Genomic DNA, 20452 nt, shown 5'->3' with positions numbered 1-20452 from the left:
TAGCCTCTGCGACATGCCCGCCCGTATCACCGATCCCGATCAGCTCAAGGAGCTCCTCGGCATCCCGTTCACCCCGGAGCAGACGGCCTGCATCACCGCGCCGCCCGCGCCGCAGGTGATCGTGGCCGGCGCCGGCTCGGGCAAGACGACGGTGATGGCGGCCCGCGTGGTCTGGCTGGTCGGCACCGGCCAGGTCGCCCCCGAACAGGTCCTCGGCCTCACCTTCACCAACAAGGCCGCCGGAGAACTCGCCGAGCGCGTCCGCAAGGCACTCATCAAGGCCGGCGTCACCGACCCCGACGTCATCGACCCGGACAACCCGCCGGGCGAACCCGTGATCTCCACGTACCACGCCTTCGCGGGCCGCCTGCTGACCGACCACGGCCTGCGCATCGGGCTCGAACCCACCTCCAGGCTGCTCGCCGACGCCACCCGCTACCAGCTCGCCGCGCGCGTACTGCGCGAGGCCCCCGGCCCCTACCCGGCCCTGACCCGCTCCTTCGCCGACCTCGTCAGCGACCTCCTCACCCTCGACGCGGAACTCGCCGAGCACCTCGTACACCCCGAGCGCCTGCGCGCGTACGACGCCGAACTGCTGCGCGACTTGCAGGGCGCCAAACTCACCAACGACGCCCTGCGCAAGGTCCCCGAGACGGCTGCCGCCCGCCGTGAACTCGCCGACCTGGTCGTCCGCTACCGCGCCGCCAAACGCGAACGCGACCTGCTCGACTTCGGTGACCAGATCGCCCTGTCCGCACGCCTCGCGGGGGCCCCGGAGGTGGGCCGCATCCTGCGCGACGAGTTCAAGGTGGTGCTGCTCGACGAGTACCAGGACACCTCGGTCGCCCAGCGCGTCCTGCTGGCAGGCCTGTTCGGCGGCGGCACCGGCCATCCGGTCACCGCCGTCGGCGACCCCTGCCAGGCCATCTACGGCTGGCGCGGCGCCTCCGTCGCCAACCTCGACGACTTCCCCGAGCACTTCGCCCACCCCGACGGCCGGCCCGCCACGCGGCAGGCGCTCAGCGAGAACCGCCGCAGCGGCGGCCGCCTCCTCGACCTCGCCAACGGCCTCGCCGAGCCCCTGCGCGCCATGCACGCGGGCGTGGAGGCCCTCCGCCCGGCCCCCGGCGCCGAGCGCGACGGCATGGTGCGCTGCGCTCTCCTGCCCACCCACGCCGAGGAGATCGACTGGCTCGCGGATTCGATCACCCATCTCGTACGGACCGGGAAGGAGCCCGGCGAGATCGCCGTCCTGTGCCGCACCGCGACCGACTTCGCCGAGATCCAGGGCGCCCTCGTCGCACGGGACGTTCCGGTGGAGGTGGTGGGACTCTCGGGCCTGCTGCACCTGCCAGAGGTCGCCGACCTGGTCGCCGTCTGCGAGGTCCTCCAGGACCCCGGTGCCAACGCCGCCCTGGTCCGCCTGCTGACCGGCCCGCGCTGGCGCATCGGCCCGCGCGACCTCGCCCTCCTCGGCCGGCGTGCCCGGCGGCTCGTGTCGTACGCGCGCGTGGACGGCGACGACGACCCCGACCGCCGGCTCGCCGAGGCCGTCGAGGGGGTCGACCCGGCCGAGGTGATATCGCTCGCCGACGCCCTGGAGACCTTCCTGGAGACACCCCTCTACAGCGAGGACGAGGACGACGACGGGCTGCCCTTCTCGCCGGACGCGCGTGTGCGGTTCGCGCGCCTGGCCGCCGAACTGCGCGACCTTCGCCGCTCCCTCGCCGACCCCCTGATGGACGTCCTGCACCGCGTCCTCGCCGTCACCGGCCTGGAGGTCGAACTGTCGGCTTCCCCGCACGCGTTGGCCGCCCGCCGCCGCGAGACCCTGTCCAACTTCCTCGACATCGCCGCCTCGTTCGCGGCCGGCGACAACGAGGCGACCCTCCTCGCCTTCCTCGGCTTCCTGCGCACCGCCGCCCAGTACGAGAAGGGCCTCGACAACGCACTGCCCGGCGGCGAGAACACCGTCAAGGTGCTCACCGCGCACAAGTCCAAGGGCCTGGAGTGGGATGTCGTCGCCGTCCCCGGCCTGGTCACCGGGACCTTCCCGAGCACCCAGGGCCGCGAGAAGTGGACCGCCCAGGGCAAGGTGCTGCCGCACGCGCTGCGCGGCGACACCGACACCCTGCCCGACATCGACTCCTGGGACTCACGCGGCATGAAGGCCTTCCACGAGGCCATGAAGGACCACCAGCACACCGAGGAACTCCGCCTCGGCTACGTCACCTTCACCCGACCCCGCTCCCTCCTCCTCGGCTCCGGCCACTGGTGGGGACCGACACAGAAGAAGCCCCGAGGCCCGTCCGACTTCCTCAAGGCCCTGTCCGACCACTGCACGGCCGGCTACGGCGAGATCGAGGCCTGGGCCGACGAACCCGCCGAGGACGCGGAGAACCCGGCCCTGCACGGACAGAGCGCCGACCAGGTCTGGCCCCTGCCCCTCGACGACACCGCCCTCGCGCGCCGTCGCGCCGCCGCCGAGACGGTCCTGGCCCACCTGGAGAACCTCGCCTCCCACACGGACGGCCATCCCGCGGCCGCCCACGACCCGGACACCTACGACGACCCGGACTGGCCCCCACCACCGGATGACGAGGAGCCGGGCTTCGATGACCGGGACTTCGCAGAACCGGACCCAGAGGCCTTCGTGGACGCCGAGGACGAGCCCCTCCCGGAGGACCCCGCCGACTGGGACACCTGGACGACGGTCCGCGCGGCCGTCCCGCACCAGGCCACGGCCCCGGACGGCGACGAGCCCACCGGCCCCCACGAGGGCCCGCGAAGCCATCCCGAGGAGCGTGAGCCTCACGAGGCGCGCGCCCACGTTCCCGAGCGCCCGCCCACGCGTCAGCGCGCCCACCAGCAGACTCCCACGCACCCCCGGCTCACCCCCGAGGAAGCCCGCACCATCGCCTCCTGGGACCGCGACCTCGACGCCCTGGCCGGGGAACTCCTGCGCACACGGCAAGCCGTCACCGACGTGCCCCTGCCCGCGTCACTCACCGCGTCCCAGGTCCTGCGTCTGGCGAGCGACCCGGACGGGCTCGCACAGGAGCTCGCGCGCCCCATGCCGCGCCCTCCGCAACCGGCCGCACGTCAGGGCACCCGGTTCCACGCCTGGGTCGAAGCCCGCTTCGAAGCCCTGACCCTGCCCATGCTGGAACCGGACGACCTGCCCGGCAGCGACGCCGAGATCGCCGACGAACGCGACCTGGAAGCCCTCAAGGACGCCTTCGAGCGCAGCGAGTACGCCCACCGCACCCCCTACCGGATCGAGACGCCCTTCCAGCTCGCCGTCGCAGGCCGCGTGATCCGGGGCCGTATCGACGCCGTCTACCGACACAGCGACGGGGACACGACGACGTACGAGATCGTCGACTGGAAGACCAGCCGCACCCGCACCGCCGACCCCCTCCAGCTCGCCGTGTACCGGTTGGCCTGGGCCGAGCGGCAGGGCGTCCCTGTGGAATCGGTCACGGCCGCGTTCCTGTACGTCCGTACCGGAGAAGTCGTACGCCCCAAGGACCTGCCCGGCCGGGCAGCACTGGAGCGGCTGCTCACCCAGGGACCGGGAGGGCGGTCGAACGGTTCCGCGCAGGCACACTGTGAGGAACCGCCCACCGAGGATGTCGGTGCGGGCCGATAGGCTCGTGACCATGAGCCAACCCGTTGACAGTGCCGTCAGCGCCGTCCGTACGTACATCGAGCAGCACCGCGCCGCCTTCCTCGACGAGCTCGCCGAATGGCTGCGCATCCCGTCCGTCTCGGCGCAGCCCGACCACGGCCCCGATGTACGCCGCAGTGCCGACTGGCTCGCAGCCAAGCTCAAGGAGACCGGGTTCCCCACGGCCGAGGTCTGGGAGACCCCGGGTGCGCCCGCCGTCTTCGCCGAGTGGCCCGCCGGGGACCCGACGGCCCCCACAGTCCTCGTCTACGGCCACCACGACGTACAGCCCGCCGCCCGCGAGGACGGCTGGGACAGCGACCCGTTCGAGCCGGTCGTCCGCGACAACCGCCTCTACGCGCGCGGGGCGGCCGACGACAAGGGCCAGGTCCTCTTCCACGCCCTCGGCGTCCGCGCCCACCTCGCCGCCACCGGCCGCACCGCCCCCGCCGTGCATCTCAAGCTGCTGATCGAGGGCGAGGAGGAGTCCGGCTCACCCCACTTCCGCGCCCTCGTCGAGAAGCACACGCACCGGCTCGCCGCCGACGCCGTGATCGTCTCCGACACCAGCATGTGGGACGAGAACACCCCCACCGTGTGCACCGGCATGCGCGGCCTCGCCGAGTGCGAGATCCGGCTGTACGGCCCCGACCAGGACATCCACTCGGGCGCCTTCGGCGGCGCTGTACCCAACCCGGCCACGACGGTCGCCCGCCTGGTCGCCGCCCTGCACGACGAGCACGCACGCGTGACCGTCCCCGGCTTCTACGACGGCATCGTCGAACTGACCGACCGCGAGCGTGAACTCTTCGCCGAACTCCCCTTCGACGAGCAGCAGTGGCTGCACACGGCCAGGTCGCACGCCACCCACGGCGAGTCCGGACACACCACCCTGGAGCGGATCTGGGCCCGCCCCACCGCCGAGGTCAACGGCATCGGCGGCGGCTACCAGGGCCCCGGGAGCAAGACGATCATCCCGTCGTCGGCCATGGTGAAGCTGTCGTTCCGTCTGGTTGCGGGCCAGGATCCCGACCACATCGAGAAGGCCGTCCGCGCCTGGGCCACTGAGCAGGTGCCCGCCGGGATCCGGCACGAGATCACCTTCGCGCCCGCCACGCGCCCGTGCCTGACCCCGCTCGACCACCCCGCGCTGCAGTCCGTGGTCCGCGCCCTGGGCCGCGCCTTCGAGAGCTCGGTCCGCTTCACCCGCGAAGGTGGCTCCGGCCCTGCCGCCGACCTCCAGGACGTCCTCGGCACACCCGTGCTGTTCCTCGGCATCTCCGTCCCCTCCGACGGCTGGCACGCGCCGAACGAGAAAGTCGAGCTCGATCTGCTGTTCAAGGGCGTCGAGACCTCCGCTTACCTTTGGGGTGATCTCGCCGAGCACTGGAGCCACGCGCCCTGACCGTCCCGCGCCGCCCGGCCCGGCAGCGCGCGGGGCACCCTGAAAGGGCCGCCCCGTACCGCGAGGCCCCGCCGGACCCGGTCGCCCTCCGACGTACGTCCCGCCGAACCGTTCGCCGAAACAATCCGCTGCACCGGGGGAGTTGGAAGCACCCGTGACCACCTGGACCGACCACACCGCCGACCGTCCCGTCTCGCTCACCGCCCCCAGCGGCATCGACCGCGCCGCGCACCACCGGCTCGACGAGGCCTGGCTCGCGGCAGCGTGGAGCCACCCCACAACCCGCTGCTTCGTGGTTTCCGGCGGTCAGGTCCTGATCGACGAGACGGCTGACGGCCGTACCGAACTCGTCATGACCCCGTCCTTCGAGGCCCCGCTGACCGAGGCACACCGCTACTTCCTCGGCATCGACGAGGAGGGTGTCCGCTACTTCGCCCTCCAGAAGGACACCCTGCCCGGCCGCATCGACCAGTCCGCGCGACCGGCCGGACTGCGCGAGGCCGGCCTGCTGCTGTCCGCGCGCGAGGCGGGCCTGATGGTGCATGCGGTCGGTCTGGAGAACTGGCAGCGGACCCACCGCTTCTGCTCCCGCTGCGGCGAACGCACCGTCATCGCCGCGGCCGGCCACATCCGCCGCTGCCAGGCCTGCGGTGCCGAGCACTACCCGCGCACCGACCCGGCCGTGATCATGGCCGTCACGGACGACGAGGACCGCATCCTGCTCGGCCGCCAGGTGCACTGGCCGGAGGGCCGCTTCTCGACCCTCGCCGGATTCGTCGAGCCGGGCGAGTCCATCGAGCAGTCGGTGCGCCGCGAGGTCTTCGAGGAGGCCGGGATCACCGTCGGCCCGGTCGAGTATGTTGCCAGCCAGCCCTGGCCGTTCCCCTCCAGCCTCATGCTCGGCTTCATGGCCCGTGCCACCTCCACCGAGATCGATGTCGACGGGGACGAGATCCATGAGGCCCGCTGGTTCTCCCGCGACGAACTGGGCGCCGCCTTCGAGACGGGAGAGGTCCTCCCGCCGTACGGCATCTCGATCGCGGCCCGTCTGATCGAGCTCTGGTACGGCAAGCCGCTGCCGACGAGGAGTTTCGTCTGAGAGGACGGGCATGCCCGACCCGTACTGGAACCACAACGTCCACTACCACCGCCTGGTGCTCGACGCCGTGCCGGACGGCTGTCGAGAGGCCCTGGACGTGGGGTGCGGTGACGGGCTGCTCGCCCGCAAGCTGGCCGAGAAGGCCGCGTTGGTCACGGGCGTGGACCGCTCACCGGAGATGATCCGGCAGGCGCGCGCGACCGCCTCCGGGAACATCACGTTCCTGGAGGCGGACTACCTGGACGGCACCGCCCTGCCCGAGGCCAGGTACGACTTCGTCAGCGCGGTCGCCGTGGTGCACCACGCGCCCTTCGAGGACGCGGTCGACAGCCTGGTCCGGCTGCTGGCCCCCGGCGGACGGCTGGTGATCGTCGGGATGGCGTACAACAGGACGGCGCTGGACTGGGTGATCAGCGGCTGTGGCCTACCCGTGTCGCTGCTCCTCAGACGGCGACGGGGCGGCAAGCGGGCGCCGGTCGGCATGCCCATGGAGGACTCGACCGTGCACTGGGGCGAGGCGCGCAGGGCTGCCCGCCGCCTTCTGCCCGGCTGCCGTTACCGGCGCCGACTGCTGTGGCGCTACACGGCGGTATGGGACAAACCACTTGAGTCCTAGGTCAGCGCGACAGTGAACGTCTCGCGGTGGTCGGTCAGCCAGGCCTGTATGCGGTCCCAGCGTTCCCATCCGCCACGGTCGGCCAGCGCTTGGAGATAGAGAGGATCACCGTCGGCCACGCGGCGGGCGACGAAGGCCCGGCAGATCTCCGTGGCCTGCTCGATCACGCCGGGCAATTCGGCGCGCTCTCCTGGCGAGAGACCGTAGCCGTCGGCAAGCGTCCGCAGCCGTGCAGGCGCATCCAGTCCGGCGGGATACGCGGCAGCTGCGGACACCGGATCAAGCATGGGAACCCAGTAGCGGGCGGCCATGGCTACGTCCCAGAGAGGACGGCCCGGAGCCGCCAGGTCGAAATCAATCAAGGCGGCGGCACGACCGTCGCGGAAGACGACGTTTTCCGGGCACACGTCGTTGTGGCACACCATCGTTCCGCCCTCCGGGTCGGAGAGGTCCTGGGGCCACTCGACGTCTGTTGCGACCGCGATGGTCGCACCGGCCTCGTGCAGGCGGCGCAGCAGGATGCCCACCGATTCGAGGGCGGTCGTCGTCAGCACCCAGGGCGGGAACGGTGGCAGAGCCACGTCGCCAGGGACGAAGGTCAGCTGCTCACGACCGTCAGCGGTCAGGCCCACGGGAGCCGGAGCCGCGTCGAAGCCGTGCTCTTTCAGCGCGAGGAGGTGGGCATGGAGGGCGTGTGCGTTGCGCGGTGCCGGGCGTTCCACCGACGCACCCCGGCGGAAGACCGCGCCCGCGTTCGCCATGCCACCGACCAGCGCCTCACAGTCCGCCCCGTCCTCGGTCGTCATGTCGATCACGCTACCGCCGAGCCGCCTCGTACAGGGCGGGCATACAAAACCCCCGATCCGGCGCCAGGCCGGTCGGGGGTCGTGTGCGTCATGTGAGTCAGACGCCGAGCGCCTGCTTCACCTGGGCCAGGCTCGGGTTCGTCATCACGACCTCAGCGCCACCGCTGGAGGGAACCACCTGAAGGGTCGGAACCGTCTGATTCCCGCCGTTCGCCTTCTCCACGAAAGCCGCGGACGCCGGGTCCTGCTCGATGTTGATCTCGGTGTACGCGATGCCCTCGCGGTCCAGCTGCTTCTTCAGCCGCTGGCAGTAACCGCACCATGTGGTGCTGTACATCGTCACAGTGCCCTGCATGTCTCGCGCGCTCCTTCGGTGGCTCGGGGGAAGAGGTCGTCCGTTGAGGGAACGTATGCGACCTGAGCGCCATTCCCGACCCGGCTGCCCGGCCAGGTGACGCCTGCCGCATTAGTACGACTGCGGCTACCTGCCTGTGGACAACCGGCTCACCCGTCTCCGCCGACCTGGCAGCATGGCCGTGTGACAGCAGCAACGCACTCCACGCTCTTCCCGCGCACACCGGACTCGGCCGACGCGGTGCTCGAAGGGCTTGATCCCGAGCAGCGCGAGGTGGCCACCGCCCTGCACGGGCCGGTGTGCGTGCTGGCGGGCGCCGGCACCGGCAAGACCCGGGCGATCACCCATCGCATCGCCTACGGGGTGCGGGCCGGAATCCTCCAGCCCTCGAGCGTGCTCGCCGTCACCTTCACCAACCGTGCTGCCGGGGAGATGCGCGGGCGACTGCGCCAGCTCGGCGCCGCGGGCGTCCAGGCGCGTACGTTCCACTCGGCGGCCCTGCGCCAGCTCCAGTACTTCTGGCCGAAAGCCGTCGGTGGTTCCATGCCCCGGCTTGTCGACCGCAAGATCCAGCTCGTCGCCGACGCGGCCGCCGCCTGCCGCATCCGCCTCGACCGGGGCGAGCTGAGGGACGTCACCGGCGAGATCGAATGGTCCAAGGTCACCCAGACCGTTCCCTCCGACTACGCCCTCGCGGCAGCGAAGGCCGGCCGTGAGACCACTCGCGCCGCGGCCGAGATCGCACAGCTCTACTCCGCCTACGAGGACCTCAAGCGCGATCGCGCCGTCATCGACTTCGAGGACGTCCTGCTGCTCACCGTCGCCATCCTCCAGGACCGGCACGACATCGCCGAACAGGTCCGTTCCCAGTACCAGCACTTCGTCGTCGACGAGTACCAGGACGTCAGCCCCCTGCAGCAGCGCCTGCTGGATCTGTGGCTCGGGCGCCGCGACAGCCTGTGCGTCGTCGGCGACGCCAGCCAGACGATCTACTCCTTCACTGGCGCAACTCCCGACCATCTTCTCGACTTCCGTACCCGCCACCCCGGCGCCACCGTCGTCAAACTGGTCCGCGACTACCGCTCCACCCCTCAGGTCGTCCATCTCGCCAACGGCCTGCTCGCCCAGGCCCGCGGCCGCGCGGCCGACCACCGGCTGGAACTGATCTCCCAGCGCCGGCCCGGCCCCGAGCCCGTCTACACCGAGTACACCGACGAGCCCGCCGAGGCCGAGGGAGCCGCCCGCCGTATCCGGGAGCTCATGGACGCGGGCGTCCGGGCCAGCGAGATCGCCATCCTGTTCCGCACCAACTCCCAGTCCGAGACCTATGAACAGGCCCTGGCCGACGCCGGAGTGCCCTATCAGCTGCGCGGCGCCGAGCGGTTCTTCGACCGTCCCGAGGTACGCAGGGCCATCGTCAACCTCCGGGGCGCGGCCCGCTTCGGCGGCAACGACTCGCGGTTGGACGACGCCGTCGACCTGCCCTCGCAGGTGCGTGCCGTGCTGTCGGGCGAGGGCTGGACCACTGTGCCGCCGGCCGGCTCCGGGGCCGTCAGGGAGCGCTGGGAATCGCTGGCCGCCCTGGTGAACCTCGCGCAGGACTTCGCCGCCGCGAGAGTCGGCGCCACTCTGAACGACCTCGTGGCCGAACTCGACGAGCGGGCCGGCGCCCAGCACGCCCCGACCGTCGAGGGCGTCACCCTCGCCTCCCTGCACTCGGCCAAGGGTCTGGAGTGGGACGCCGTGTTCCTTGTCGGTGTCGCCGAGGGCATGATGCCGATCACCTACGCGAAGACGGACGAGCAGATCGAGGAGGAGCGCCGGCTCCTCTATGTCGGTGTCACCCGCGCCCGCGAGCGCCTGCACGTGTCCTGGTCGCTGTCCCGCTCGCCCGGCGGCCGCCCCAACCGCCGCCCCAGCCGCTTCCTCGACGGACTGCGCCCCGGCTCCACCGCCACCGCGGGGCGGACTGCGGGTGGCGGTCCCGGAGGTGTCGAGCGCGGCTTCACCAGCCCCGCCGGCGCCGCTCCCAGACGCACCCAGCGCACCCCGGCGCGCTGCCGGGTGTGCGGGCGCACGCTCACCGACGCGGGCGAGATGAAGCTCATGCGTTGCGAGGACTGCCCCTCCGACATGGACGAGGGACTCTACGAGCGCTTGCGCGACTGGCGTGCGGTGCAGGCGCAACGCACAGGACAGCCGGCCTTCTGCGTCTTCACGGACAAGACCCTGATGGCGATCGCCGAGGCCGTGCCCGACGACGAGCACGAGCTCGCGCGGATCCCGGGCGTCGGCATGCGCAAGCTCAACCGCTACGGAGCCGATGTGCTGACCATCTGTGCAGGCCAGGACGTTTCGGAAGAAGAAAACGAGGCCTGATCCCAACTCGTCGAAAAAATAGTTTGCGCATGCCCCAGCAATCCCCATAGGTTCTTAGCCACGGGGACGGAGGCCTTCTCGGAGGCCCCGATTCCGTGTTCTACTTGCATTTCCGTCGGACAGCGGCTCGCGCCGCCGTCCCCAGAGACGCCGAGAGGAGGCGATTGAAGTGATCAGCATCAACAGCAGCACGGCCATCACCACGGCCAAAATGACCGATCGCTCGGTCGTCTCCGCGTGCATGCTCGGCGTTTCGAACCTGGGCACCGGTCTGTCCGGCATTCCTGCCGCGCGTCCGGCGTCCTCCGTGTCTCTCGCGGTCCTTCCCGTCCGCGAGCGCAATGAGCGACCGACCAAGGCACTGGAAGCAGTAGTGGCACAGGCGCATGTCTATGCCTTTGCGGCGGCCGGTGCCGGATTCCGGAAGCAGACGACGCAGCACCACCTGATGTGGGCCTTCCGTGGGCCAGAACCCTGGAGTGATCCAGCCTGATCGTCGATCAGGCCGGCGCCTTCAGGGCCGCGGAACCCCATCCGGGATCCGCGGCCCTTCTGTTTTCCCCGAACGGGGAGAGCGGAGCGAAGGGGCCTCGGGACAAGAAAAGAACCCGGTACCAAGCGACTACCGGTCCAACAGGGCCGGACCGAACAGACGAGGAAGACAACCCGTGCAACTCGAAGCGCACGCCCCGTCCGTACCGCCTTCCGAAACGATCCCCCCGCCCGGCCTCACGGAGGACTCCGCCTTGACTCCGCTCACCGCGCTCACCGCGCTCGACGACGCCATCGAGAACCTCGGCGTACCCGTCCCCTGCCGTTCCTACGACCCGGAGGTCTTCTTCGCCGAGTCGCCGGCCGACGTCGAGTACGCCAAGTCCCTCTGCCGCACCTGCCCGCTGATGGAGGCCTGCCTCGCCGGCGCCAAGGAGCGGCGTGAGCCCTGGGGCGTCTGGGGTGGCGAGCTGTTCGTCCAGGGGGTCGTCGTCGCCCGGAAGCGGCCGCGTGGTCGCCCGCGCAAGAACCCGGTCACGGCATGAACACCGCAGGAACGATCGACCGCCCCCTCACGAACGACCCCACGAAGCAGGCCCCGATGAAGCCGTCCACCAGCGAGCCCACCGGCTCCGCGATCCCAGACTTCACCACCACCGACGCGTCCGACTCGCGTCAGAACAGGACCCGAGAGATGCAACTCATCCCAGAAGCCCTGGCTCGTGCGCATATGCACGACCGGCTGCATGAGGCCGAGCAGGAACGCCGGGCGATCCGCCTGGCGACCGCCCGCCGGATGCAGCGCCGGGCCGAGCGCGCCTCCCTGCGTGCTCGCCGTGCGCTCGCCATCGCCGTCATGCAGTAGATCCCGACCCACACCTGAAGCGGTGGCCTCCCGAACCGAGCAGAACTGAGCTCACCGGGAGGCGGAAGCTCTCCCCCGCGGGGGCGGGTCCGTCCGAACGGACCCGCCCCCGCGCTGCGTTGTGCGCCTACACCTGACGAAGACCGTTCACGCCTCCGCGGCGGATCCCTCTTCGTCCAGGTCCTCCTCCGGCATGAACCCCGGCAGCCACTCCTCCAGTTCCTCGCGCAGCCGGACGGTCGCGCCCAACTGGCACAGGACGCCGATGGTGCTCAGGGTGACCCGGTGTATCAGGAGGTATGCCGGGGGGAGGTTGAGCTGTTTGCCCAGTTGGTGGGCGGGGGAGCGGGGGTCTGCGATCCGGGCGGCCTGGCTGCGCATCCAGCCGCGGGTGAAGGTGAACTCGTCGACCTCGGCCGGTTCGATGATCGGCAGGAGGTAGTCGAGGACCGCGTCGGGGTCCAGCTCTATCGACTCCTTGACGAAGCCCTCCACGCGGAGGAGTTCGTAGACCGCTTCCGCCTCACCGTCCAGCGTCATGCGCAGGGAGGTGCCGATGGTGTCCGGCAGACCGCCCGGGAGCCGGTCGACCGTGCCGAAGTCCAGGACGCCCAGGCGCCAGTCCTCCTCGCCGCCCGGACCGCCGGGCAGGAGCCGGAAGTTGCCCGGGTGCGGGTCGGCGTGCAGCAGGCCGGTGCGCGCGGGGCCGGAGAAGAGGAAACGGGCCAGGAGTTGTCCGGCGCGGTCGCGCTGCTCCTGGGTGCCGTCGGAGATCACCTCCGACAGGGGCACACCGTCGATCCACTCCGTGATCAGGACCTGGTCGCTCTGGTGGACCACGGCCGGGACCACGACGTCCGGATCGTCCGCGAACTCCTCCGCATGGGCCTGCTGGGCCTGTGCCTCCAAGCCGTAGTCGAGCTCCTCCGAGACCCGGTCGCGCAGTTCGGCGATGAGTGGCTTGATGTCGATCCCGGGGACGAGGGGCCCCAGCAGACGGGCGAAGCGGCCCAGTTGGTTCAGATCGGACAGCAGGGCCTCGCCGGCTCCCGGGTACTGGACCTTGACCGCCACCTCGCGCCCGTCGTGCCACACGGCCCGGTGCACCTGGCCGATGGACGCCGCCGCGGAGGGCTTGTCGTCGAACTCGGCGAACAGCTCCCGCCAGTCCTCGCCCAGCCGCTCCTCGAGCACGGTGTGCACGGTGCGGGTCGGCATCGGGGGCGCCGCCTCCTGCAGCTTCGTCAGGGCCGCGCGGTAGGGGCCGGCGACCTCCTCGGGGAGCGCCGACTCGAAGACGGACAGGGCCTGGCCGAACTTCATGGCGCCGCCCTTGAGCTCCCCGAGCACCTTGAACAACTGGTCGGCGGTGCGCTGTTGCAGCTCTCGGCCGACGATCTCCGCGGACTCGCCCACGATCCGCTTGCCGAGTCCCCAGGTGGCCCGCCCGGCGTAGCCGAGCGGGAGCGCGGCGAGCTTGGCGGTCCGGGTGACCGCCTTCCGGGGAAGATCAGACATGCGCCCTCCAGGTCCCAGCAGGCCGTGGCGCGGTTGCCTTGCGGCACAGCTCCTCCGACGACCCTTGCTCCGTCATTGTCTCGTGCGCAGCCTCCTCCTTGGAGGTGTGTTCTCCCTTACCTTTCTCCGCGGCCCCGCACGGACATGCGGAATGCGGCCGGACCGGCCGCGCGTGCCAGCTCAGATTGGGCAGCGAGACCTCCCAGCGGACGCCCGCGCTCGACGGGAGGCGACCGTCCAGGAAGGCGAGTGCGTGCGCGGCCGCAAGCCCGGCGACTGTAGTGGCCAGTGCCAGGTCACAGGGCCGCGCCGTCAGCCGTCTGCTGCCCGAACGCCACTGGGCGACCAGCCGGGGCCAGGTCTGGTCGCGGTCGGTCCGCGTCTCGTGCAGACAGCCCGCGCAGCCCGTCTCGCCCGGCAGGACGAGAGGGCCGACCACTCCCGTCGCCTCGACCACACCGGCGTACAGATGAGGTGTGCCGGACCTCACGAGGGGCTCGCCGGTGGCCGGGGCGGGCGCGTGCACGTCGACGTCGTCCCGCGGGGCCAGGATCACCAGGGAGAACCCGGGGTCGTCCGCCCCGGTCGAGGCCCGGGAGCCACCGCGGGGCGGGCGCCCCGGAGCCGCCGCGGACACCGCCCGGCGTGCGGCCGTGTCCCTGCGGTCGCCGACGGAGCCGGCGGGCAGCCCACCCGGAGCCACGTCCCAGGGCTCGACCCGCCCGCTGTCCCGCACGTCGACCTCCCCGACGCCGGCACCGGAGAGCAGCGCGGCCAGCACCACACCCACCCGGCCGGCACCCCTGACCTGCACGCGCAGTGAACGGCGGGCGGCCAGGAGTCTCATCGCGTCACCCGGCTCCGACGTGGTCAGCGAGAGGGACGCCAGGTCGGGTGCCAGCCGGTCGAGGACCTCCTTCTTCCCCCGCAACGTGTCCGCGTCCGGCCCGCCGCCCCTCGCGTCGTCGACGAGTCCGGCTCGCGCGAGCCGCCCCACCAGCGTGTCGACATGGCCCTCGGGCAGATCCATACGGCGCCCCTCCTCCCGCAGCAGCGCGAGACCTCGCGTGCCGTTGAGCAGGTCGAGGAAGCTGCCCGTCGCCGTGTCCATCGGACCCAGCGTCATCGCGTGCGCCGGGGTCATCCCGAACTGCACCGTGTTGAGATCGCGCCAGCCGCGCCGGAGCGCGGGTTTCATCTGCGGAACCATTGTTTGCTCGAGCGGAACCACTGCTTGCATGACAGCCCCCGTAGCCCTCGTGGAACGTCCCCGTCCGTCGCCGGAGCCCGGACGACGGCCGGTCGTGGCTCAGGCGGCGGTGCCAGCATGCCCGGACCCGGCCGTCACGTGCCGAAAGTTGTCCACAGGTGAGGGCCATTCGTCGTACAAATCAGACGCATGGCGGGCGATCGGAACCGAACCGTCCCGGAGTCGGGACTTCACCCGTGTGCAGCGGGTAACGTCAGGGCGTGCCCGCCGACCCACTGCACAGCGCCGGAAAGCCACAGCGCAGTACGACGAGCCAGCCGCCGAGCGGCTCGGGGGCGAGCGCGATCGAGGTGCGCAGGAGCAGCCGTCGCCGCCGGACGGTCTCCGCGTACCGCGAGGGCGATCGCACCGTCGTGCTCATCCCTGCCCGGATGTCCGAGGCCGAGGAGCAGCGCTGGGTGAGCGTCATGCTCGACAAGCTGGCCGCCCAGGAGAGCAAACGGGTCCTCGGCGACACCGAGCTCTCCGAGCGCGCCCAGCGGCTTTCGGCCCAGTACTTCGACGGCCGGGCGCGGCCCGCCTCGGTGCGCTGGGTCACCAACCAGAACACCCGCTGGGGCTCGTGCACCCCGTCCGAAGGCAGCATCCGGCTCTCGCACCGGCTCCAGGGCATGCCGGAGTACGTCGTCGACTACGTCCTGCTCCATGAGCTCGCGCATCTGCTCGTGCCCGGACACGGGCCCCGTTTCTGGCGGTTGCTGGAGGCCTATCCGCGCACCGAGCGGGCCAAGGGCTATCTCGAAGGCGTGGTCGCCGCCGACCGGTTGCCGCACCCTCCGGACGCCCGCGGAGAGTGACCGCCGACCCGAACGGGTTTTTGTACCGGATCTGTACCGACCTGCACCGGTGTCCGAGTTTGCCGTTAGCCTGTCGCGACGCACTCGTATTCGGGATGGGGGACGGTCGTTACGCATGGCCAGGGAATTCCAACGCGGCCACAAGGCCAAGATCAGTGACCTGACCGCGGGCACGGATCTGTACGTAGGCGTGCAGATCTCCGGCCCCGGACTGACCTTCGACATCAGCTGCTTCGGCCTCGACGCCGACGAACGGCTCTCGGACGACCGGTACTTCATCTTCTTCAACCAGCCGAAGTCCCCCGAGGACTCCATCCAGCTCCTGGGCGCGCAGTCGGGCGACACGGAGTCGTTCCGGGTCACGCTCGATCAGATTCCGTCGCAGATCCAGAAGCTGTCGTTCACGGCGACGATCGACGGCGCAGGCCAGATGTCCCAGATCGCTCCCGGCTACCTTCGAATCGTCGCCGGTGGCGAGGAAGTGGCCCGGTACTCCTTCGACGGCGGCGAGTTCTCCACCGAGCGTGCCGTGATGGTGGGCGACCTGTATCTGAAGGACGTCTGGCGGTTCGCCGCGGTCGGCCAGGGCTTCGACGGCGGCCTCGACGCGCTGCTGAAGAACTTCGGCGGCGAGGTCGCCGAGGAGGAGCCCGAGGCCGCGCCCCAGCAGCCCGCCGTCCCGGCCCAGTCCCAGGCGCCGGCCTTCGCCCCGCCCCCGCAGGCCGCCGCGCCGGCACCTTCGTTCGGCGCGCCGCCGCCCCCCGCGCCCGCCGCTGCGCCTGTCGCCGGGACGACCCCGCCCGCGCCCGCCGCGCCGACGAGCCCGCAGACGTTCACTCCACCGGGTCAGACCTTCACGCCGCCCGGCGCACCTCCGGCGGGGCAGTTCGCGCCCCCCGGCGCACCCGCGGGCCAGTTCACTCCTCCGGGCGCCGTCGCCGGCCAGTTCGCGCCTCCCGGTGCCCCTGGAGCCTTCCCCGGCCAGGCGCAGCCCTTCGGCGGCGGCACCCAGCTCGCCCCAGTGCCGCCCGAGGCCAACGTCCGGGTCGTCCTGACGAAGTACGCGGAAGCCCCTGTCGGCGACCGCTGGACCGAGCAGAACACGAACCTGGTGCGGGCCACGCTCACCAAGGACGCCCCCATCCTCGCCAAGCAGGGCAGCATGGTCGCCTACCAGGGCGACATCGACTTCGCCCACAAGGGCTCGGGCCTGCTCGGCAAGCTCACCGGGGCGCTCACCGGCCAGGGCATGTCCCTGATGCGCTGTACGGGCAACGGCGAGGTGTTCCTCGCCGACGAGGCCAGCCGTGTCTTCGTCATCCGTCTCCAGGGCGAGCAGATCTACACCAGCGCCCAGGGCGTGCTCGCCTTCGACGAGTCCCTGGAGACCGAGGTGCGCCGCATCGAGGGCGCGGGACTGCCCGGCGGGGGCTTCTTCAGCATGCTCTTCTCCGGCACGGGAGCGGTTGTCGTCAAGACACGCGGCGTGCCCGTCGTCCTCCCCGTCGGCGCGGCCACCTACGTCGACGGCAACGCCGTCATCGCCTGGTCCGCAGGTGCGCAGGCGGTCACCACGACCTCGCTCAGGCTGCGCCGCTCCGGGTACGCCCGGCAGACCACCGAGGCCGTGAACCTCCAGTTCCGCGGCGCTCCCGGCAACTTCGTCGTCGTACAGCCCTTCGAGGTGTGAGGCCATGGACTCCCAGACTCTGACTGCGCACCGCGCCGCCGCGACCGGCGTCCGCATGAGCGTGCACAGCTCCAAGACGCTCAAGGTCACCATGGTCACCGGGCAGGACCTGATCGCCAAGGCCGGCTCGATGATCGCGTACGACGGTTATGTGCAGTTCGACGGGGCGCCCGCGAGCCTGCGCCGCTCGGCGGAGGAGATGGTCAGCGGCGAGGGCGGCAAGCTGATGCTGGCCCGCGGCGACGGCGATCTCTACCTGGCCGACTACGGCGGCGACATCCTCGTCCTGCACCTCAACGGCGAGGCCCTGTCGGTCAACGGCGCCACCCTGCTGGCCTGCGACGCCTCGCTGGAACTGGCCATCGAGCCGGTCAAGGGGCTCGCCAAGCTGTCCGGCTCCGGCCTGACCAACCTCGTCGTCAAGGGCACCGGCTGGGTCGCCCTGGTCAGCCGGGGCATCCCGATGGCCCTGGACTGTGCCGAACGCGAGACGTACGTCGACCCGGACGCCCTCGTCGCCTGGACGACCGGCCTGGAGATGAAGGCCCGCCGCACCATCAAGGCGAGCGCGCTGATCGGCCGCGGCAGCGGCGAGGCCTTCCAGATCGGCTTCAAGGGACAGGGCTTCGTCGTCGTCCAGCCGAGCGAGGACACCGGCGACCGATTCAAGATCCGGGGCTGAGGGGAGCACCAGGCACATCATGCACAGCACACTCTTCGCACACGTCCCGGTCGAGTCGACCGGGCGCTACACACTGCAGAACCCGCAGCTCCTGAAGACCGACGTCACCCAGGGCAGCAGCGCCGTTCTCGCCCGGCAGGGCGCCATGGTGGCCTTCGAGGGCCAGGTCGAGTTCGACAGCCAGTACCGCAACCGCAGTTGGCGCAACGTCGAGCGGATGACCGGCGAGCGCCTCGAACTCATGCGCTGCAAGGGCAACGGCATCGTCTACCTGGCCAACCTCGCCCAGCACCTGCACATCATGGAGGTCGGCAGGGGCATCACGGTCGACAGCTCCTACGTCCTGGCCTTCGACGGCTCCCTCGGTGTCGGCATCGTCGCGGTGGACAGCGCCGTCGAGGTGGCCGCCGCGGGCGCCTACAACCTGGAGCTGTCCGGCTCCGGCCAGGTGGTCCTCATGACCTCCGGCGAGCCGCTGGTGCTGGAGGTGGGACCGGACAAGAACGTCTGTGTCGACTCCGACGCCGTCATCGCCTGGTCCACGTCGCTGCGCACCCAGCTCCAGGCGCCCACCTCCACCTCCGGAGTGTGGCGCCGCCGGGGGACCACCGGCGAAGGCTGGGAGATGCACTTCGGCGGCACGGGCCACGTCCTGGTCCAGCCCAGCGAACTGCTGCCGCCGCAGGGCATGCGCAACGGCGGGATGCTCGGTCAGTTCGGCATGCGCGGCAACTCCCTCGGGGGCAGCAACAGCTAGCCATGCGTAAGGGGCGCCTGTCATTGCCGGGCGCCCCTTACCCGTGCGCTCACAGCCTCGCGCGGGTCGCTTCCAGCAGTCGTACGACCGAATCGTCCGCCACAGCCGCCACCTCGTCGTAGGCGAACCACCGCACGTCGAGCGATTCGTCGCTGACCGTCTCCACGGCCCCGGACGGAGCGAGCGCCGCGTACTGGACGTCGAAGTGGCAGTGGCACGGCGGCGGAATCGGATGCCGGTCCAGGCGCACCGGGCCGCCCGGCAGCAGTGTCAGGCCGGGGATGCCGGACTCCTCCGTCGCCTCGCGCAGGGCCGCCGCCTCCAGGGAGGTGTCGGCCGGTTCGCAGTGGCCGCCCATCTGCAGCCACATGCCCAGCTTCTTGTGGAGGGTCAGCAGAGCCCGTCCGCGCTCCGGGTCGACGACCAGGGCACTCGCCGTGATGTGGCCCTCCTCGCAGGCCTTCCACATGCCGTCCGGGTGTGCCGCCAGATGGTCCAGGTAGGCCTGGCGAAGATCCGCCTGGTCCTCGTATCCCTTGAGGACCAGGACGGCGTCGTCATGGAGACTCACTCTGCGCTGCCGCCCTCGGGGTCGTCCTTCTTCTTGAGGTCGGGCTTCTCCGCGGCCTCGCCGAGCATCTTGTCCAGCTCGGAGAAGTCCAGCTGCTCGCGGTGCACGAAGCCGTCCGGGTCGTCCAGGTCGGACGCGGTCGGCAGCATGTCCGGGTGGGACCACAGGCCGTCACGGCCGTCGACCCCGCGCGCGTCGGTGAGCGAGGCCCACAGACGGGAGGCGTCCCGCAGGCGGCGCGGACGCAGTTCCAGCCCGATCAGCGTGGCGAACGTCTGCTCGGCCGGGCCGCCCGACGCGCGGCGGCGGCGCAGGGTCTCGCGCAGCGCGTCGGCGGACGACAGACGCGGCTTCGCGGCCGCGTGGACCACCGCGTCCACCCAGCCCTCCACGAGCGCCAGAGCGGTTTCCAGACGGGCCAGGGCGGCCTTCTGCTCCGGCGTGTCCTCCGGCTGGAACATCCCCTGCTGGAGGGCGTCCTGCAACTGCTCGGGATTCTGCGGGTCGAACTGGCCGACCACGTCCTCCAGCTTGGCGGTGTCGACCTTGATCCCGCGCGCGTAGCCGTCGACCGCGCCGTACAGGTGCGAGCGCAGCCACGGCACGTGCGCGAAGAGGCGCTGGTGGGCGGCCTCGCGCAGGGCGAGATACAGCCGCACCTCGTCCTTGGGCACGCCGAGGTCCTTGCCGAAGGCCTCGATGTTCGCCGGCAGCAGCGCGGCCTTGCCGGCCGGGCCGAGCGGCAGGCCGATGTCGGTGGAGCCGACGACCTCGCCCGCGAGCACGCCGACGGCCTGCCCGATCTGGGTGCCGAACATGGCCCCGCCCATCGAGCGCATCATGCCGATCAGCGGGCCCGCCATGGCCTGCATCTCCTCCGGCAGGACATCACCCATGGCATTGCCCACGCGCTCGGCGACCGGGTCGACGAGCTCCTTCCACGCGGGCAGGGTCGCCTCGACCCACTCCGCGCGGGACCACGCCACGGCGGAGCCCGCCCCGGAGGGCAGCGACGTCGCGTCGTCGAGCCACAGGTCCGCCAGGCGCACGGCCTCCTGGACCGCGGTGCGCTCGGCGGGGCCGATACTCGCGTCCTTGGTGCCGTCCGCGGTGCCCTGGGACACCGTCTGGCGGGCGATCTGCTTGGCCATGTCCCAGTTCACGGGACCGCCCTCGTACGAGAGCATCTGACCCAGCTGCTGGAAGGCGGCGCCCAGGTCGGTGGGGTTCAGTGAACCGAACATGGCTGCGAGCGGATTGTCCGCACCGGGGCCGCCAAAGCCTCCGGCTCCGGGCAGACCGCCGAAACCGAACGGGTTGGCCGGTCCCTGACCACCACCGCTCTCCTGGTCCTTCTTCTTGCCCTCGTCGCCGTCGTCCGGCTCCTCCGGCGGAAGGCCGAATCCGAATGGGGTGTCACTCACGGGATTCCTCGGCTGGTAAGGCCACCGGTTGCCTCCGGCGGCGCGGCTGCCCGATA

General features: G+C 71.2%; 18 protein-coding genes. 12 read left to right on the top strand and 6 right to left on the bottom strand.

Annotation, left to right across the window (positions count from 1 at the left end):
• Positions 1–13: 13 nt before the first annotated feature.
• The 4 genes from RNB18_RS15855 (at position 14) to RNB18_RS15840 (ending at position 6790) form a co-directional block, all read left to right on the top strand.
• Positions 14–3652 carry an ATP-dependent DNA helicase gene (locus RNB18_RS15855; RefSeq protein ID WP_311714700.1) on the top strand — a complete coding sequence of 1213 codons (3639 nt, stop codon included), beginning with the start codon at positions 14–16 and terminating at the stop codon, positions 3650–3652.
• Between the two features lie 10 nt (positions 3653–3662).
• Complete coding sequence (locus tag RNB18_RS15850) at positions 3663–5075, top strand: dipeptidase (protein ID WP_311714699.1); 1413 nt, start codon at positions 3663–3665, stop codon at positions 5073–5075.
• A gap of 154 nt (positions 5076–5229) precedes the next feature.
• Entirely contained in the window at positions 5230–6174 is a 945-nt protein-coding gene (gene nudC / locus RNB18_RS15845; protein ID WP_311714698.1) for an NAD(+) diphosphatase, read from the top strand.
• A 10-nt stretch (positions 6175–6184) separates the two neighbouring features.
• Positions 6185–6790: a class I SAM-dependent methyltransferase gene (locus tag RNB18_RS15840; RefSeq protein ID WP_311714697.1), complete on the top strand. Its 606-nt coding sequence runs from the start codon at positions 6185–6187 to the stop codon at positions 6788–6790.
• Here the strand turns inward: RNB18_RS15840 and RNB18_RS15835 are convergent.
• The gene (locus RNB18_RS15835) at positions 6787–7596 is read right to left on the bottom strand and encodes a phosphotransferase enzyme family protein (RefSeq protein WP_311714696.1); all 810 of its coding nucleotides are present in this window, start codon (positions 7594–7596) and stop codon (positions 6787–6789) included. The two genes, RNB18_RS15840 and RNB18_RS15835, sit on opposite strands and share 4 nt — an antisense overlap.
• Before the next feature lie 97 nt (positions 7597–7693).
• Positions 7694–7951: a mycoredoxin gene (locus tag RNB18_RS15830; protein WP_311714695.1), complete on the bottom strand. Its 258-nt coding sequence runs from the start codon at positions 7949–7951 to the stop codon at positions 7694–7696.
• 183 nt (positions 7952–8134) lie between these two features.
• Here RNB18_RS15830 and RNB18_RS15825 point away from each other — a divergent pair, with 183 nt between their 5' ends.
• The 4 genes from RNB18_RS15825 (at position 8135) to RNB18_RS15810 (ending at position 11687) form a co-directional block, all read left to right on the top strand.
• On the top strand, positions 8135–10330 hold the full coding sequence (locus RNB18_RS15825) for an ATP-dependent DNA helicase UvrD2 (protein WP_311714694.1): 2196 nt from the start codon (positions 8135–8137) through the stop codon (positions 10328–10330).
• A 169-nt stretch (positions 10331–10499) separates the two neighbouring features.
• A complete protein-coding gene (locus RNB18_RS15820; protein WP_311714693.1) occupies positions 10500–10823 on the top strand; it encodes a hypothetical protein in 324 nt (107 codons plus the stop codon).
• Positions 10824–10998: 175 nt separating this feature from the next.
• Positions 10999–11367 (top strand): WhiB family transcriptional regulator, encoded by a 369-nt coding sequence (locus RNB18_RS15815; RefSeq protein ID WP_030784068.1) that lies wholly within the window; start codon positions 10999–11001, stop codon positions 11365–11367.
• Positions 11364–11687 carry a hypothetical protein gene (locus RNB18_RS15810; RefSeq protein WP_306976596.1) on the top strand — a complete coding sequence of 108 codons (324 nt, stop codon included), beginning with the start codon at positions 11364–11366 and terminating at the stop codon, positions 11685–11687. The genes RNB18_RS15815 and RNB18_RS15810 overlap by 4 nt, the downstream gene beginning before the upstream one ends.
• Positions 11688–11834: 147 nt before the next feature.
• On the opposite strand, the gene RNB18_RS15805 is transcribed toward RNB18_RS15810, so the two are convergent.
• The gene (locus RNB18_RS15805) at positions 11835–13205 is read right to left on the bottom strand and encodes an ABC1 kinase family protein (protein ID WP_311714692.1); all 1371 of its coding nucleotides are present in this window, start codon (positions 13203–13205) and stop codon (positions 11835–11837) included.
• A complete protein-coding gene (locus RNB18_RS15800) occupies positions 13198–14415 on the bottom strand; it encodes a TOMM precursor leader peptide-binding protein (protein ID WP_311714691.1) in 1218 nt (405 codons plus the stop codon). The genes RNB18_RS15805 and RNB18_RS15800 overlap by 8 nt, the downstream gene beginning before the upstream one ends.
• Positions 14416–14675: 260 nt before the next feature.
• Here RNB18_RS15800 and RNB18_RS15795 point away from each other — a divergent pair, with 260 nt between their 5' ends.
• From RNB18_RS15795 to RNB18_RS15780, 4 genes are all read left to right on the top strand, one after another.
• Positions 14676–15272, top strand: coding sequence for a M48 metallopeptidase family protein (locus RNB18_RS15795; RefSeq protein WP_311714690.1), 597 nt, complete (start codon positions 14676–14678; stop codon positions 15270–15272).
• Between the two features lie 115 nt (positions 15273–15387).
• The gene (locus RNB18_RS15790) at positions 15388–16962 is read left to right on the top strand and encodes a TerD family protein (RefSeq protein ID WP_311714689.1); all 1575 of its coding nucleotides are present in this window, start codon (positions 15388–15390) and stop codon (positions 16960–16962) included.
• A gap of 4 nt (positions 16963–16966) precedes the next feature.
• Positions 16967–17644: an AIM24 family protein gene (locus RNB18_RS15785; RefSeq protein WP_311714688.1), complete on the top strand. Its 678-nt coding sequence runs from the start codon at positions 16967–16969 to the stop codon at positions 17642–17644.
• A gap of 19 nt (positions 17645–17663) precedes the next feature.
• Positions 17664–18401 (top strand): AIM24 family protein, encoded by a 738-nt coding sequence (locus tag RNB18_RS15780; protein ID WP_059204535.1) that lies wholly within the window; start codon positions 17664–17666, stop codon positions 18399–18401.
• A 49-nt stretch (positions 18402–18450) separates the two neighbouring features.
• On the opposite strand, the gene RNB18_RS15775 is transcribed toward RNB18_RS15780, so the two are convergent.
• Together RNB18_RS15775 and RNB18_RS15770 are read right to left on the bottom strand one after the other, a co-directional pair.
• A complete protein-coding gene (locus RNB18_RS15775; protein ID WP_311714687.1) occupies positions 18451–18972 on the bottom strand; it encodes an NUDIX hydrolase in 522 nt (173 codons plus the stop codon).
• Positions 18969–20396, bottom strand: a complete 1428-nt coding sequence (locus RNB18_RS15770) for a zinc-dependent metalloprotease (RefSeq protein ID WP_311714686.1) — start codon at positions 20394–20396, stop codon at positions 18969–18971. Before RNB18_RS15770 ends, RNB18_RS15775 begins: the two co-directional genes overlap by 4 nt.
• Positions 20397–20452: the final 56 nt, after the last annotated feature.

This window comes from Streptomyces doebereineriae (genome assembly GCF_031845645.1).
Lineage (GTDB): Bacteria > Actinomycetota > Actinomycetes > Streptomycetales > Streptomycetaceae > Streptomyces > Streptomyces canus.
The sequence above is the reverse complement of the archived record's forward strand: the minus strand, read 5'-3'. Positions and strand labels throughout refer to the sequence as shown.

Excerpts from the sequence above, each read along its gene's own strand:
- RNB18_RS15855 (WP_311714700.1), top strand. The coding sequence starts at position 14 with ATGCCCGCCCGTATCACCGATCCCGATCAGCTCAAGGAGCTCCTCGGC.
- RNB18_RS15850 (WP_311714699.1), top strand. The coding sequence starts at position 3,663 with ATGAGCCAACCCGTTGACAGTGCCGTCAGCGCCGTCCGTACGTACATC.
- RNB18_RS15840 (WP_311714697.1), top strand. The coding sequence starts at position 6,185 with ATGCCCGACCCGTACTGGAACCACAACGTCCACTACCACCGCCTGGTG.
- RNB18_RS15835 (WP_311714696.1), bottom strand. The coding sequence starts at position 7,596 with ATGACGACCGAGGACGGGGCGGACTGTGAGGCGCTGGTCGGTGGCATG.
- RNB18_RS15830 (WP_311714695.1), bottom strand. The coding sequence starts at position 7,951 with ATGCAGGGCACTGTGACGATGTACAGCACCACATGGTGCGGTTACTGC.
- RNB18_RS15810 (WP_306976596.1), top strand. The coding sequence starts at position 11,364 with ATGAACACCGCAGGAACGATCGACCGCCCCCTCACGAACGACCCCACG.
- RNB18_RS15805 (WP_311714692.1), bottom strand. The coding sequence starts at position 13,205 with ATGTCTGATCTTCCCCGGAAGGCGGTCACCCGGACCGCCAAGCTCGCC.
- RNB18_RS15800 (WP_311714691.1), bottom strand. The coding sequence starts at position 14,415 with ATGGTTCCGCAGATGAAACCCGCGCTCCGGCGCGGCTGGCGCGATCTC.
- RNB18_RS15790 (WP_311714689.1), top strand. The coding sequence starts at position 15,388 with ATGGCCAGGGAATTCCAACGCGGCCACAAGGCCAAGATCAGTGACCTG.
- RNB18_RS15785 (WP_311714688.1), top strand. The coding sequence starts at position 16,967 with ATGGACTCCCAGACTCTGACTGCGCACCGCGCCGCCGCGACCGGCGTC.
- RNB18_RS15780 (WP_059204535.1), top strand. The coding sequence starts at position 17,664 with ATGCACAGCACACTCTTCGCACACGTCCCGGTCGAGTCGACCGGGCGC.